The organism is Trichococcus sp. (genome assembly GCF_049684335.1).
Lineage (GTDB): Bacteria > Bacillota > Bacilli > Lactobacillales > Aerococcaceae > Trichococcus.
Map to the genome: position 1 here is coordinate 1 of NZ_JBAVFV010000039.1, position 16,048 is coordinate 16,048.

The following is a 16,048-nucleotide window of genomic DNA, read 5'->3' on the forward strand; positions in this document are numbered from 1 at the left end:
CATATAACTTAAGGAACCATCTAAATACTCTTTTACAACTTTCAATTTAAATTCTGCACTAAATTTCTTCATAAATTATGACCCCCAAAATGTTTGATTTCACTCTAACTTTTGGGGGGCGGGACCATACTCGAGGAACATCTGATTATTTGGCTCCGTTGCGGGACGAAATTGTCGAATGCTTAGTAACATTCGACAATTTGACCCCAGAGCGATGCAGATTTATCGAATATTAGAGGAACATTCGACAATCTCGCTCCTTAAGTATGCAGAAGACCCGGATCGGCTCAAACACCAATCCGGGTCTATTAAGTTTGTCTACCAATCGTATTTTCCTTAACGCACCCCGCGCACATTTTCGGCATCAAAGCTGAACAAGAAGCCATTTCCGGGCACATCCAGCTGCAACCGCTCGACAATGGCAGCTTCAACGGCGGGAGCAACAGCGGAAGTGACGAGGTTCATGATGATATCCTTGCCGTTTTCGAGTTCGATCCCGAACACTTTCCGGCATTTTTCCGCAAAAGCACCAGTCCCGCGGAAAAGGGTCCCACCGCGTGCACCTGCCGCTGCTGCTGCTTCGACGACTTCATCACCCAAACCGGCGGGAACAATTGTAAAGAAAGCCTCATGATCGGCAAAAGGATGGGCATCCTTTTCGTCCAGATGCAAACGTTCACCGTGCGTACCCATCAAGTGCGAAAGCGGACTTGTGAAGAGGATGCCGCGATTCGGCAACTCGAAATGGAAGAGTGAGCTGATGTGTTCAATGGCAGGCTGCGTTTTTTCGCGCGCGCAGACCATAAAGAGGATCTCTTTTTTTACTTCATAAAAACCGATGGTGCGCAATAAAGCGCTGGAAACCGTGCCGGAACCATGCAGGATGGTCCCTCCGGTGATGCCGCATTTTTTCGCTTCTTCAAGCACTCGGCTGGCTTTGCCGATGTTGACGACGACAAAAATGATATCGTAGAATCGTGTGTTTTCAACTTGTTTGGTCAATCAAAGACCCTCCTTTACACTGTTGCGCTGGTAAATGGCGCCTAACAATTGCAGCGAGATGATCGGCATCATTGCCACCATCGCAATCATTCCAAAACCTTCCAAGAGCACATTAGCATCCGGCGTGATTTCCGCGACCCCTTGGATGAACGCCAGAATGAAAGTGGCCGTCATCGGTCCTGAAGCAACGCCTCCCGCATCAAAAGCGATCCCGACGAACAGCTTCGGAACTTTATAGGAAAGGGCAAGGATGATCAGGTAGCCGGGCACGAGATAGTGCCACAGTTGCAACCAAGGGACGAGTACACGCACGACCGACAACAGGACGGCCAGCCCGACGCCGATGGATAGGAAACCCAACACGATACCGCGCTTAACATATCCAGTTGTAACATCTTCTATTTGATGCGTCAATACATATACTGCAGGTTCCGCCAAAATGACCAATACCCCCAGTACAAAACCGACGATCAGGACCGGAATGGAGCTGTCCATCCCGGCGATCAGCATGCCGAGTTTGCGTCCGACTTCCATGAAACCGGCATTCACGCCGGTCAGGAAAAGCACCAACCCGACAAACAGATAAGCCATCCCCAAGAAAATACGGCGGAAAGCACGCTTCGAGAGTTTTTCATCGGCAAAGAAAACATGGTTGAGCACGAAAATGATCAATATCGGCGAAACGGCCAACAGGATTTCGCCCGCAATCTTCGGCAACTCGTGCAGGAAAGGCGCAAGCCAGTGGGTCACCGCAGCCGCGCTTACAGGTATCGAGCCCGAGAGCGGTTCATCGGAGCGGACGAACAAACCCAGTATCAATACGGCCAGAATGGCGCCGGCTGAGGCGATCCCCACCAGACCAAAACTATCCTCTTCAGCTGACTGCGTTCGCCGGTTCAGGGATGCAACCCCGACCGCTAACGCCAACATGAAGGGCACGGTCAAAGCACCGGTCGTCGATCCAGAGGCATCAAAAGCGATGGCGAACAGGTCGTTTGTGCTAAAGTAAGCCAAGCCAAAGATGGCGAGGTAGAGGAACGTGAAAGCCTTGTTCAGCGGGTAACGGTAAACGATCCGGAAAAGGCCGATCGTCAGCATCACGGCGATGCCAACAGAAACGACGACCAGGAGCAGATTTTTCGGATACATACCATTCGTGACCTCAGAGACCTGCGTCGCCAAAATATGCAGATCCGGTTCCGCGATCGAGATGAAGAAGCCGAGCACAAGCCCCATTCCGAGCACGTATTTCATGCTGTTGCTGCGAGCCAAGCCTCTTCCAAGAAATTTCCCGATCGGCGTGATGCCGAGATCAACTCCGAAAAGAAAGATGGACAGGCCGATGATGATCAATAACGCGCCGAACAAGAACCGCTGCAGATCGATGGTTTCGAGCGGCGTCAATGTGAAGTGGAGCAGGACGACAAGCGACGTGATCGGCAGCACGGACTGCAGGACTTCCCTTAATTTTTCTGTAAATATACGCATAGATTCATTCCTTTCATGGTGATGTTACAATATTGAAGAGTAATATTCGTATATTAAACATAACATGACAACTATTAAATAGGAAGTGAAACGCACCGGTTTGAAAGGAATCGGACAATATCCCGATACTTTCAGGTAATTCACCCTGGTTCCGACAGCAACAAGAGCCGACCATTTTATTTTGACGTAAGCGCTCCAAAGCATTAGAATAAAGGAAACAATAGGTTTTCATGAAGGATGATTAATATGAACGTAAAAAATAATGGTTTGCTGAAGGCTGCCGTTTTGGTGGGCGCCGCGGCGTACCTGTATCTCCAAAATACTTGGATCCAGAAGACCGAGTATACGATTCCGGTCAAGAACTTGGCGCCGGAAAATGAAGGGCTGAAGATCGTTCAGATTTCCGATCTCCATCTGCCGAAAGAGAAAATCGATCTGAACAAGCTGATTGACATGACCAAAGAAGCTGAACCGGACTTTATCTTTCTGACTGGCGACCAGATTCAAGGTGATGAGACCTTTGACCCATCGGTTGTGGAAAACCTGTTCCGGAAATTGGCGGCGATCGCGCCGACCTATGCCATCAACGGCAACCATGACCGCCATTCGCCGATGTTCCATATAGCGGTGGATCTGTACAAGAAGACAGGGATCCGCTATCTGGACGATGAAGCAATCAGCGTCCTGGCGAAAGGCAGAAAGCCTGTTGTGATCATGGGCTTGAGCGACAAAAGCGCAGCCATACAAAGGATTACGAAAGACTTCCTGAAAAAAATTCGACTCCGCAAAGATTGGCAAGGCCAGACCCGTTTGTTGCTGGCGCACCGGCCTGAACATTTCCTGAAGTACCATATCGATCCGGAGAAATCAGCTGACCTAACGTTCGCCGGCCATGCGCACGGCGGACAGATCCGCATCCCTAGACTGGGCGGACTTTTCGCACCCGGACAAGGCCGGATGCCGCAGCATACCGAAGGGGTTTATCAGTTGCCTACGGATCCGGAAAAGAAACTGGTCGTCAGCCGGGGCATCGGTGGGTCATCCTTCCCGTTCCGCATCAACAACCGTCCGGAATTGATCATAGTGACATTGACGAACGGCTCAGTTTCCGAAAAGCTGTAGTCGCGTGCTCTAATTACGCTTAGACGGCGAGGGAAGAGCTTTCCCTCCAGTTTGTTATGTAAGCGCATTAATATCTTTTGTATTTCTTACCAAATTGGGTTACACTTAAGGTAATAAGTAGAAGGAGCGTGGATTATCATGGTAAAGAGCTTAATGGATAGGATGCCTTTGAACGACGGTTTTACAATCCCTGGCATTGGTTTTGGAACATGGGATGTCAGCGATGATGAAGCCGAAGAACTAGTCTTCATGGCCATCATGCGCGGTTTCCGCCTGATTGACACAGCGAGCATGTACAAAAATGAAGCCGGCGTAGGCCGAGGAATTAATAAAGCAATCAATGCTGGTATTTCCAGAGATGACATTTTTGTGGTCACAAAGCTCTGGGAAGACGAAATGGGCTATGACAAAGCTACCGATGCCATCAAAGCCAGCTTTGACCGCTTAGGATTGCAACAAATCGACTTATTCTTGATTCACCGCCCTAGCAAAGAGGATGCCGTGAACCTCGAAACGTGGAAAGCGCTGGAAGATGCGAAAGAATCCGGACGCGTGAAAAGCATCGGCGTCTCCAACTTCTCGCGCGGCGAATTGAAGGAATTGATGGAAAATTCCCGCATCAAACCGGCCGTTAACCAATTGGAGATCAACCCATTCCACAACATGGAAGAGGTGGATGATTTCGGCTACGACAACAACATCGTGTCGATGGCATACAGTCCATTGGCAAAAGGCAGAGCCTTGGAAGAAGGTAAAGTAATCAAAATCGCTGAAAAATATAACAAGACACCGGCACAGATTGTATTGAAATGGGCTGTGCAACGCGACATTATTCCGATTCCGAAAACAAAGGATCCCGACCGCATGAAGGAAAATCTGGACCTGTTCGACTTCATGTTGACGGATGAGGAAATGGAAAAAATTACCCGCATCAAACAAGCCAGCAACTTTGAAAGAGGACACCAAGACCACAACCTCGGCAAGAGAATCGGGGTCGACACGCACAACATCAAGTGATGCCAATCAAATCAAAGCTGGGGGCCTCCGGGTCTCCAGTTTTTCTGTGTGCGCTGAGAGAAGAAACGGTATAATGGAATAAAATATAGAAGAGCAAGGAAGGGAAGCTATGAATTTTCACTACGATGAAGAAGCGATCCGCTATCTGAAGGCCAAAGATCCGATCTTGGCGGACATCATCGACCGGATCGGGTCGATCGAACGGCCGATCGATGCGGATCTGTTTTCGGCGCTCATCAACAACATCGTCGGCCAGCAGATTTCTATGAAGGCCCAAGAGACCGTCTGGAAAAGGATGCTTGCCGCTTTCGGAGCAATCACGCCAGAAAATCTTTGCCGAGTGAGCGTCGAAGAAATCCAGCAGTGCGGCTTGTCGACCCGCAAAGCGACGTACATCCGTGAAGCGGCCGAAAAAGTCCTTTCCGGCGAATGCGATCTGGAGGTGCTGAAGAATATGAGCGACGAAGCGGTTATCGCCGAACTGTCGCAGCTACGCGGCATCGGCAAATGGACAGCCGAGATGCTGCTGATCTTTTCGATGGGCCGTCAGGACGTACTGAGCTGGGACGACCTCGCCATCCATCGCGGACTTCGGATGGTGTACCATCACCGCAAAATTACGAAGCAGCTGTTCCAAAAATATAAACGGCGTTACGCGCCATACGGTTCGATCGCGAGCCTCTATCTGTGGGAAGTGTCCGTCGGCGTCCTACCGGATCTGAAGGACTATGCGCCACTGACCGAAGCCGAAAAGAAGAAGCGCCTGAAGCAGCGCCAAGAATTGAAACGGGCGGAAAAGCAGCTATTATAAGGTATAACGTTAGCATCCCATTTGCACCGGGATGCTGTTTTCGCTTCTAGTGGGATTTACGCCTCAAAAAAATGGTATCGCTAAGCAATCCACCCCCGATTAGTGTAGAATAGGAATAGAATGTTCAAAAGAAAACAGTGAGTGAGGGGATAAAGCCATGATCAGATTAGGTATCATCGGAACGAGCAGCATTGCGCATGCATTCGCTACCGCGGCTAAAGCATCAGGACAATTTGAAATAAAAGCGGTCTACAGCCGCACCCAGTTTAATGCCCAGAGTTTCGGCGAGGGCTACGGAGCGGATTTGTTCGTCACGGAGTTGGATAAATTCACAGCCTTGGAGGAATTGGATGCCATCTACATCGCATCGCCGAATAGCCTCCATTTCGAGCAAGCCATGTCTGCCATCTCGAACGGCAAGCATCTCATCGTCGAGAAGCCGATCTTCTCGAACGCGAAAGAATGGGAGACTGCCTTCTCAGCAGCGAAAGCGAACAATGTCTTTCTGTTTGAAGCTGCCCGTCACCTGCATGAACCGAACTTCACGCTAGTCAAGAACGAAATCGCCAAATTGGGCGAAATCGACGGCGCCAGCTTCACTTATGCCAAATACTCCGCCCGCTACGACCAGGTCTTGGCCGGTGAGGAACCGAATATCTTTTCGCTCGCTTTTTCCGGCGGGGCGCTCTCCGATTTGGGCGTGTACTTGCTGTACGCTGCCATCGCTTGGTTCGGTGTGCCCGATAAAGTCGATTATGCCGCCAAAAAAATCCAGACGGGTGTGGATGGAGCAGGCACGATGCTGCTGAAATATCCGTATTTCACAGTCAGCCTGCATACGTCAAAAATCTACAATTCCTTCGCTGATTCGGAAATCTACAGCGGCAAAAAAACGTTGATTCTCGATGGCGTCAATTTGATCCAGTCGGTCGAATTGGTGGACGGCGAGACCGATGAGCGTTACCAATTGGCCGGAAAATCGTCCGGACATTTCATGGATGACGAGGTTCGTGCATTCGCGCGCGTCTTGAATGATCCGGGAAATCCTGATACTATAGAAGACTATGAACGTTGGACGCAGATCAGCCGAGACGTCAACCAGACAATGGAAGCTTTGCGCAAAAAAGCGGGCATCGTTTATCCAGCGGATTTAGATGAGGCGTAGGTCAGCCGGATGCTTCCGCGCGAAGCATGCATCGCAGCTTAATAACAGGCTGCACTATAAGAAATGAGGAAATAAATGATGATGATGGAAGAAATGGCAATGCCATTCGAGAAATACTGGAACGAGATGAGTTTTCAGTTGCCGACGCCGATCCAAGAAAATGTCTTCAAGCCGTTGATGGAAGGCAAAGATGTCGTTGGCCTATCGCCGACCGGCACCGGTAAAACCTTGGCTTATGCCATCCCGTTGCTGCAAAAAACGGATGCCAACAAGGAGTTGCAATTGTTGGTGCTCGTGCCTTCGCAGGAATTGGCGCACCAAGTAGGGCACGTTTTGGCGGAATGGGGTTCCCTGAAAGACTTGACCGCGCAAGTGATCATCGGTGGTGCTAACGTGGGCCGTCAGATCGACAAGTTGAAGGAAAAGCCGGAAATCGTGGTCGGAACACCGGGACGATTGCTGGAATTGGCCAACCAGAAAAAACTGAGACTACACAACATCAAAACGGTCATCTTGGATGAAGCGGACTACTTGATGCAGGAAGAGCATCTGAGTGCTTTGCGCGAGTTGATCAAAAAAATGCCGGGTGCCCGCCAGATGGGCTTCTTCTCGGCTACGAACAGCGAAAACCTGAAGGATATCCAGAAATGGTTCAACACGGAGCCGCTATGGTTCGACACGACCAAGGAAGGCCAATTCATGGACCAGACTGTCCATGGCTTCATCGAGGCGCCGACGCGTAAGCGTGCTGAAATGTTGCGCCGCTTGGGAAACTTGGAAGGTATGCAGGCGCTCGTTTTCGTTAATTCTACGCAAGAACTTGATTACTTGGCGCAGAAACTGCAGTTCGAGGGCATCAATGTCCGCATGCTGCACAGTGATTACGGCAAGGCACAGCGTAAAAGCGCCATGGAAGAATTCCGTAAAGGCAATGCGACGTTCCTTCTGACGACGGACGTTTCCGCCCGCGGGATCGACATCCAGGATCTGCCGTACGTCATCCATTACGATCTGCCGCTTTCTAAGGAAACCTACCTGCACCGCTCCGGACGTACGGGCCGGATGGGCAAAAAAGGGGTTGTGCTGTCCTTGGTGAATGATCGCAACAGTCGCGATATCAAGCGCTTCGCGCCGCATCCGGATGAAGTAAAAGAATTCTTCATCTACGGTGGTGAGCTCGTCAACGAACTGCCGAGCCGTGAATCACGTGACGCCATTCGCGATGCGCAGAAACCGGCCGCAGCCAAGGCAGCCAAAATCCAGAAAAAAGCTGCCTTGAAAGAGGAAGAGACTGCGAAGGAAGCAGTTGCCAAAAAAACGAAAAAGAAAAAAATCCGCTCCAAAGATCAGAAAAACAAAGGCGCGCGCCGCAAGCCAACAGAACCAAAGCCAACTGAATAACTGAAGAACTTTCCGTATTCTGCCGGAAGGACAGCCCAAAACCGCGCTTGCGGGAGCTGTCCGCGGTGGCGTGCGGATTTTTTGCGTTTTTTGGAATGGGGGCCGGAGCTCCGGCCAGTCGGGCGACCCAGTCCTGCCAGGATCTAGTCCCAACAGCCCAGAAAGCAGATTTCCTCACGGTCCGTTGCGGCGAACCCCTCGCACCTGTATAATCAAAGACAGAGAACCAATATGTATACGGATACGGAATAAAGTCCGCTATGCAGCACAAGAAAGGGGTGGACGCTATCCATGGTCACCATCAATGACATCGCCAAAATGGCCGGTGTGGCGAAGAGCACCGTTTCCCGTTATCTGAACGGCGGGGCGGTCAGCGAAAAAACAAAGGCGAAGCTGGATGAAATCGTCGCCGAGAACGACTATAAACCGAATAAATTTGCCCAAAGTCTGAAAGCGAAGCGCACACACATGGTCGGGACGATCATTCCGCGTCTGAATTCCTTTGCGACGAACGAAGCGTTGCGGGGCTTAGAAAACAGTCTACGCCTTTCCAAAAATCAACTGTTGATCACGAATGCGGATCAGAGCCGCGAGCGCGAAATCGAAGCCATCACCACCTTGGCGAAACAGCGCGTCGATGGCATCGTCTTCTTTGCGGCGGCCATCACACCGGCTCATGTGAAGGCGTTTGAAGAGGCTGATGTTCCGGTCGTCATTGTCGGGCAATCGCATCCTGATTTCCATTGCATCATCCATGACGACGAGAAGGCGGGCCATTCCGTTGGGGCCTATGCGGTGGCGAACGGGCACAGAAACATTCTTGTCTTCGGGGTCGACGAATCCGATACGGCGGTAGGGGTGACCCGGCGCAACGGCATCGAGAAGGCTTTCGAAGGCCACGACATCGACTACACCTTCGTCAAAACGAGCTTTGCCATGAAGGATGCCTACGAAAAGGCGCTGGAAATCCTGCCGCAATCAAAAGCGACATTCGTGATCGGTGCGACCGACAATATTGCAATCGGGATTATGCGCGCTGCCCACGAACTGCAGCTGGAAATCCCGAATCAGTTTTCCTTGGCGGGCTTTGGTGGCTATGAAATCACCGAAGCGGTCTATCCGCGCATTACGACGGTGCATTATCCGTTCATGGAGTCCGGCGAATTGGCGGCAAAAATCCTGATGGAATTGATCTTGAAAAAAGAAGTCGCCCAGATCCAAACGTTGGATAACGAGCTGTTGATCAGGGAATCGACCCAAAAAAACGCTTAGCTATAACTTTTGCATCGATCAATAAACAACAAAAAACGACACTCAAGCAAACCAATGCTTGAGTGTCGTTTTTTAAGCCTTCCGCAATACACAGGAAAAGTACAACCCTGCATAATAGCTTCAAAACACCCGAAACGGAGAACCCGCACGTTTTCCCTGTTTTTTTCATTGTAACCCAACAAAATTGTTTGGTTGACATCATTTTCCGCATATGCCATCATAGATTCAGACGTTATAACAAATAGAATGGAGCAGAATGATGAGCGAAAAAGAAGCTGTATTATCAGTAAAAAATGAAGAACGGGCCAGCAAAAGACAGTCCGCAATGGAAGTAATCAAAAACAAGCTTTTTGGCGGCGGACAGCTGACCAAGGAGGAAGCCATGGAATTAATCGAGGCGCCGCTAGATGAGCTGTGCGCAGCCGCCAATGATGTGCGCGAGCATTTCTGCAGTAATGTGTTCGATGTCTGCACGATCATCAACGGTAAGAGCGGAAAATGCTCGGAAAACTGCAAGTTTTGCTCCCAATCCCGCTATTATCGAACGAAAGTGGATGCCTACTCACTGATTGGATCGGAAATGATCGTCGAGCAGGCGAAATACAACGAAGAGCGCGGCGTACTGCGTTATTCCATCGTGACTTCAGGCAGGGCGCTATCCAGCAAGGAAGTGGACAAGGTCTGCGAAAGCTTGGAAGCCGTCCAAAAGGAATCAGACATCGCACTCTGTGGCTCGTTCGGGCTTTTGGAGGAAACGGAATTCGCCAAACTGAAGCAAGCCGGACTTACGCGCGTCCACAACAACCTGGAAACTTCGAGAAGGAACTTCCCTAACGTCTGCACGACCCACACCTACGACGACAAAATCGCCGCCATCCTTGCTGCACAGCAGGCCGGCTTGACCGTCTGCAGCGGTGGCATCATCGGCTTGGGCGAGACGATGGAGGACCGCATCGATATGGTCATCGACCTCCGCGAAATGGGCATCCGCTCGATCCCTGTCAACTTGCTGAATCCCATCCCGGGCACGCCTTTCGAGGAAAATGAAGTCGTCAGTGACGATGAAATGAGCCGGATCATAGCGATTTTCCGGATGCTGGTTCCCAACGCCTATATTCGGTTGGCGGGTGGAAGAGGGCTGCTTGCGGATAAAGGCAGACAGTGCTTCATTTCCGGCGCCAATGCGGCCATTTCCGGCGATATGCTGACGACAGATGGCATAACGATTGAACGGGACATGCGCATGTTGGCTGAACTCGGTTATGAGGTGGTCCTGCGCAAGGACTGATGGGACCATATAGACCCGCCGGCCCCTCATCGCAATATCCTGTTGAATGCAGAGAACAGAAGGGGTTATCTGTTGATTTATTGTTTTTAGAGATTCGCTCGATAACTCACTTGTGATTTTTTTGTATAATAAGCAGATATTGTCTAGAGGAGGAAAAGTGAAAAATGAATAATGCAAAAGGGTATAAAAAGGTTTTGGCGCTTCTGGGGGCATTCGCCTTATTGGGTCTGAGCGGCTGTGGACAAGAAGAAGTATCTGAAGCGGACAGCAGCGTGCAGGCGACAACGGAACAGACTTCTGAAGCGGCAACACAGGAAGCAACTGAAGAAACAACCGAAGCAGCAGCTGAAGAGCATTTGGATTATGAGAACCAGGATGAATGGGACTTCGAATCCGGCGCGATGCAATCCCCAATTAACATCGAAACGAGTGCAGCCGAAGCGATGACCACGGACGGCTCCTTGACACTGGACTATGCAGAAGAGATAATCGATGTTATCGATAATGGGCACAGCATCGAAATGGAGGATGGCGGCCAAGCGACGATCGCCGGACGCAGTTTTGAGCTGAAACAATTCCATCTGCATTCTCCAAGTGAGCATACGGTGGATGGGGAAAGTTTCCCGATCGAACTGCATTTCGTCCACAAGGCACAGGATGGCCGCTTAGCAGTCATCGCGGTCTTCTTTAAAGAAGGAACAGCAAATGCTGCCTTTCAGGCGATCCTGGATGATGTGCAGGCAAACGAAGCATCAGACGTTGCGAGCGGACTCAGCTTGAACGTTGCCGAGCTGCTTCCAGCCAACAAAAGCTACTACCATTACCTAGGCTCTTTGACGACACCGCCGCTGACCGAAAATGTCGAGTGGTACGTGATGGCGAACCCGGTTGAGGTATCCGCGGAACAGATTGCGGCCTTCAACGAATATTATGAAGGCAACAACCGGGAAGTCCAACCGTTGGGCGAGCGTTCCGTTCTGAAATACGAAGAATAATAAGTCTTTTTCAAAGTTCCGCCGAACCCATTTTGTTGGGGCAGGCGGGATTTTTTTGTTTTGAAAAGATTTGAAACGCGGTTACAAAATGCGAAAGAAAAGGATATAGCCATGCTTTTTTGCTATAATAGAGGGAAAAACGCGAGCAGGGGGAACGTAATGGGGGAAATAGCAGCAAAAGCCGCATCACTGATTTTGATCATCGTGATCGGCTATATCATCAAACGGGTCGGATGGGTAAGCGCAGATGATTTTCCGAAATTTTCGAAAATCGTACTGCGGATCACGTTGCCCTGCGCACTGATCACCAGTTTCAACACGTTCGACATCACCTACAACCTGTTGTTTTTGACCGCAATCGGCCTCCTCGCTAACTTGGTCCTGCAAATCACCGGCTATCTGGTAAATCAGGGGAAAGGCGGCCAAGCGCAGGCTTTCGGAATCATCAACCTCGGCAGCTACAATGTCGGGGCCTTTGCGATGCCATATATTGCCGGATTGATGGGACCGCAGTCGATCATTTTCGCATCCCTTTTCGATGTCGGCAATTCCTTCGGAGCTGCCGGAATCGGTTATGGATGGTCCCGGTCGGTGGCGGATGAGAAACAAAAAACGACCTTAGGCGGCTTCCTCAAGCTCATGTTCCTTTCGCCGCTGTTCGATACATACTTGATTCTGTTGTTGATGCGCCTCTTCGTGCTGCAGTTGCCGGATGCAGTCATCACCTTCACGTCAACGGTGGGCGGCGCCAATACTTTCCTGGCGATGCTGATGATAGGGATCGGTTTAGAATTGGGCTTGGATGCGCACCGCTTCAAGCTGGCCTTCAAATACTTAGCCATCCGCTACAGCTTTTCGCTGATTTTCTCCATCCTGACCGTCCTCTTCCTGCCTGTCTCAATGGTCGTGAAGACGATTCTCTGTATGCTGTTCTTTTCGCCGATTGCATCCATGGCGACCGGATTCACCGACGAAGCGGGCGGGGACGTCGAAACCTCCGCCTTCATGAACTCCGTCTCCATCCTGATCGGAATCTTCGCGATGCCGTTCGTTCTGGCGGTCATGGGATAACAAATGTCAAATGAAAAAAATCAAAACCATTCGTTCTTGTAGCGGGTGGTTTTTTTGTGAGCGGAAGCTTTTCCTCCGGCGAACGCAGGCTACGCCGGAGTTCGGCTCACATATGGGTCTTTTCCTCCGAGAAGGAGGTGCTCGTCGGAGTTGGATCCCGCAAGCTACCGTCGTCCTCCTGTGAGCGGCCCCTCACAGGAGCAGGGCACCGCGCACGCTGCTCAGCTCCGGCCAGCAAAACCCCCACTACTACCCCGTCATATAAGGTTAACCTATAACTGTATATATCAATTAAGTGTTACCTTATAACCCGATTCCATGGCATACTGGAACAACCTTCATAAATGAAAGGCATCAGCAAATATTGGGATAGTGGGCTGACACAGCATCACTATCCCTGGAAATACAAAAGAACTAGGAAAAGGAGGAACAGTAATGAAGAAAGAAACAAATCGTTGGGTGGTCCTGATCGGCTCGATGGGGATCTTGTTGTGCACCGGTATCGTCTACACGTTCAGTGTTTTCGCGGGACCGTTGGCGGAATTGCGGGGATGGGCGGTGCCGGACATCATGATGGCATTCGCGATCAATTCCGCAGTGGGGCCGATTCCGATGATTTTCGGCGGCTATTTCACGGACCGCGGCTGGGCAAAATGGATCGCCCGCATCGGCGTCGTGCTTTTCGGTATCAGCTTCGCGTTCACCGGACAAGCGACAAGCATCTTCCAGTTGTACCTGATCTACGGCATCTTCGGTGGATTTGCCCAGAACTTTGCTTATTCTGCTTGCCTCAGCAACACAATTCGTTTTTTTCCGGATAAAAAAGGGTTGGCTTCCGGTTTGATCACAGGTGGCATGGGTGGCGCGGCAATCATCGCGGCTCCGATCGCGAATACGCTGATCCAACGTTACGGTGTGAGCCAAGCCTTTTGGCGCATGGGGTTGGCGTATGCACTGGTAGGTTTCTGTTTCAGCTTGTTCATCCGCTCAGCTCCCAAACAAATTGTTCCACAAGAGGCTGCGACCCAGGAAAAGTCTCCAGCTCCAGCAAAAGCCATCACCACAAGCAAAAACTGGAAAGAAATGTTGGCAACCCCGGCTTTCTACCTGTTGATCCTGATGTTCGCGATGGGTGCCTTTTCCGGTCTGATGATCGCTTCGAATGCCTCGCTGATCGGGCAGTCCATGTTCGGGCTGTCAGCATCAGCCGCAGCCGCTTATGTCAGCCTCTACTCCTTGAGCAACACATCCGGCCGGGTATTCTGGGGCGCGATTTCTGATCGCATCGGCCAAATCCGCGCAGTCATCATCATTTACAGTGCCATCATTTTTGCCTTCATCCTGCTTGTCAGCGTCAACCAAGTGTGGGCCTTCGCTGTCGGAATCGTTACTTTGGGGCTCTGCTTTGGCGGTGTGATGGGCGTCTTTCCCGGATTGGTCATGGATAACTTCGGCCCGGCGAATCAGGGTGTCAACTACGGCATCGTCTTCATCGGTTTTTCCAGCGCTGCCTTCGTCGCTCCGAAAGTGACGGCATCATTGGCGGCTGCCAATAATGGCGACTTCACGAAAGCCTTCTATGTCGCCATTGCAGTCGTCCTGCTTGGACTGGGCTTGAGCCTCGTCTATGCAATCAGGAAATCCGCGACCAAGCTTGCTACGGAAACTGTCCAATAGACACTTCATTGAAAACAGCCCGCGTTTCGGAGATTTACTCTCCAAAGCGTGGGCTGTTTTTCTGAACAAAAAGGTGGAGTCGCAAGCATGTCGAGGTTTTAACTCAGGAAAGAAGCCCATTATGTTAGCGCTTAAAGCAGAGGAGTCTTATAATGAGAGTATGGCAGATCATTTTCGTATCAAAGCAATCTTATTAAGCAATCATCGTCTGAGGATCCTATCGGAACGGATCCCGTCGTAAGCTCCCGCAATTTTCCTAAGGAGGCTGTTTTTTATGAAAAAAAGAATAAGGATATTATCCCTCTTCGCCCTACTCGTGTTCGCGGGTTGTGCAGACACAACGATTTCGGGCCTGAATGGGGGGAATACTAGCAAAGAGAGCTCCGCCCAAGCCGTCAGCGAAGCAGAAACAGGTTCTGGCAACGAGGCTACGGAAGGCGATGAAGCGCTGATTTTCGCCGACGAAGATATGGAACGTTACGTCCGCAAGCTGATCGGCAAAGAAGAGGGTGAACTTTCACCAATCGATGTCGAATCGGTCGATGCACTCTATCTGGGTAACAAAGATATCAGTGCCATCGACGGGATTGAACACTTTACGAATCTGCGAACACTCCACTTGAACCAAACAGAAGTCAGTGATATCAATGCCCTGGCAGGGTTGACGCAATTAGAATATCTGGATATCAGCCATTCCCGTGTAGAAGATGTTGCCGCATTGGCAAATCTGACTAAGCTCAAGACACTGTACCTCAACAACAACAACAATTTGGAAGACCTCAAACCACTGGCTGATTTAAAACAGCTCGCGACGCTTTATCTGAACGATACCTCCGTCGCTTATATCCGTCCTTTAGCTAGCATGGATGGGCTCCAATCGCTGAACCTTCGTAACACAAAAGTCGAGGATATCGTTGCTTTAGCGGATTTGATGCAGCTGCGCTACTTGAACCTTGGCAATACGCAAGTCACTGACATCACAGCCATATCCGGGTTGACGCAGTTGACCATCCTGGAACTGGAGAACACGCCGATCAGCGACGCGGGGGCCGTAGCAAGCTTGGCCCAATTGATGACACTGGACTTGAGCGGTACGGAAATCAGCGACGGCAGCGGACTTGAGGACCTCGGAAACCTGTTGACACTGGATCTGAGCGATACTGCAATAAGCGAGCTCACGCCATTGGGTAACTTGGCGAAGCTCACGCGTCTGGATCTGAACAATACCCTGGTCGAGGACATCGGCAGTTTGGCGGGCTTGACTGAACTAACGCACCTTGAAATAAGTGGGGCGCAAGTGAGCGATACCGGATCGTTGGCAGGGCTGACTGAATTGGTCTACCTCGATCTGTCTAAGAATAGGATCAGCGCCATCGACAGTTTGGCTAATTTGGCCAAAGTCAGACATCTGAATTTGGCCGATAATCAGTTCAACGATGCCACAGCCTTGGCTAACCTGACGGAGCTTTGGTACCTTGATGTGAAGGGGAATCCAATCAGCGACATCGCGCCTTTGACGGGTTTGGCAAAATTAGGCAAACTATACATCAGCGGAGCAAACGTCAGCGCTGAACACCAAGCGCAGCTGCAGAGCGCACTGCCGGGTTGCGACATCTCTTGGAACGATTAAGCAGGCTGCACCAGACCATAAATCATTATCGCAATCAGAGAATGCACAAGTATCCTGTCATCCAGGATGCTTGTGCATTTTGCTGATTCATTTTTGGCAGGATTTTTTT

Annotated in this window: 13 protein-coding genes; 11 read left to right on the forward strand and 2 right to left on the reverse strand. The window is 50.6% G+C overall.

Annotated features, from left to right (window positions below):
• Positions 1-336 precede the first annotated feature (336 nt).
• Both WBM30_RS07155 and WBM30_RS07160 read right to left on the reverse strand, forming a co-directional pair.
• Positions 337-1,002 carry a hypothetical protein gene (locus WBM30_RS07155; protein ID WP_424900048.1) on the reverse strand — a complete coding sequence of 222 codons (666 nt, stop codon included), beginning with the start codon at positions 1,000-1,002 and terminating at the stop codon, positions 337-339.
• On the reverse strand, positions 1,003-2,490 hold the full coding sequence (locus tag WBM30_RS07160) for a DUF1538 domain-containing protein (protein WP_424900049.1): 1,488 nt from the start codon (positions 2,488-2,490) through the stop codon (positions 1,003-1,005). It abuts the gene before it with no gap.
• A gap of 246 nt (positions 2,491-2,736) precedes the next feature.
• On the opposite strand from WBM30_RS07160, the gene WBM30_RS07165 reads away from it, so the two are divergent.
• From WBM30_RS07165 to WBM30_RS07215, 11 genes are all read left to right on the forward strand, one after another.
• Entirely contained in the window at positions 2,737-3,612 is an 876-nt protein-coding gene (locus tag WBM30_RS07165) for a metallophosphoesterase (RefSeq protein ID WP_424900050.1), read from the forward strand.
• Positions 3,613-3,750: 138 nt separating this feature from the next.
• On the forward strand, positions 3,751-4,629 hold the full coding sequence (locus tag WBM30_RS07170) for an aldo/keto reductase (RefSeq protein ID WP_424900051.1): 879 nt from the start codon (positions 3,751-3,753) through the stop codon (positions 4,627-4,629).
• A gap of 109 nt (positions 4,630-4,738) precedes the next feature.
• The gene (locus WBM30_RS07175) at positions 4,739-5,440 is read left to right on the forward strand and encodes a DNA-3-methyladenine glycosylase family protein (RefSeq protein WP_424900052.1); all 702 of its coding nucleotides are present in this window, start codon (positions 4,739-4,741) and stop codon (positions 5,438-5,440) included.
• Between the two features lie 157 nt (positions 5,441-5,597).
• A complete protein-coding gene (locus WBM30_RS07180; protein WP_424900053.1) occupies positions 5,598-6,605 on the forward strand; it encodes a Gfo/Idh/MocA family protein in 1,008 nt (335 codons plus the stop codon).
• A 75-nt stretch (positions 6,606-6,680) separates the two neighbouring features.
• Entirely contained in the window at positions 6,681-8,006 is a 1,326-nt protein-coding gene (locus WBM30_RS07185; RefSeq protein WP_424900054.1) for a DEAD/DEAH box helicase, read from the forward strand.
• 291 nt (positions 8,007-8,297) lie between these two features.
• Positions 8,298-9,278 (forward strand): LacI family DNA-binding transcriptional regulator, encoded by a 981-nt coding sequence (locus WBM30_RS07190; RefSeq protein WP_424900055.1) that lies wholly within the window; start codon positions 8,298-8,300, stop codon positions 9,276-9,278.
• A 259-nt stretch (positions 9,279-9,537) separates the two neighbouring features.
• Entirely contained in the window at positions 9,538-10,566 is a 1,029-nt protein-coding gene (gene bioB / locus WBM30_RS07195) for a biotin synthase BioB (protein ID WP_424900056.1), read from the forward strand.
• 164 nt (positions 10,567-10,730) lie between these two features.
• Positions 10,731-11,561, forward strand: coding sequence for a carbonic anhydrase (locus WBM30_RS07200; RefSeq protein ID WP_424900058.1), 831 nt, complete (start codon positions 10,731-10,733; stop codon positions 11,559-11,561).
• Between the two features lie 159 nt (positions 11,562-11,720).
• A complete protein-coding gene (locus WBM30_RS07205; RefSeq protein WP_424900060.1) occupies positions 11,721-12,632 on the forward strand; it encodes an AEC family transporter in 912 nt (303 codons plus the stop codon).
• A gap of 435 nt (positions 12,633-13,067) precedes the next feature.
• Positions 13,068-14,309, forward strand: a complete 1,242-nt coding sequence (locus WBM30_RS07210; protein ID WP_424900061.1) for an L-lactate MFS transporter — start codon at positions 13,068-13,070, stop codon at positions 14,307-14,309.
• Between the two features lie 274 nt (positions 14,310-14,583).
• On the forward strand, positions 14,584-15,939 hold the full coding sequence (locus tag WBM30_RS07215; protein ID WP_424900062.1) for a leucine-rich repeat domain-containing protein: 1,356 nt from the start codon (positions 14,584-14,586) through the stop codon (positions 15,937-15,939).
• The last annotated feature ends 109 nt before the right edge of the window (positions 15,940-16,048 follow it).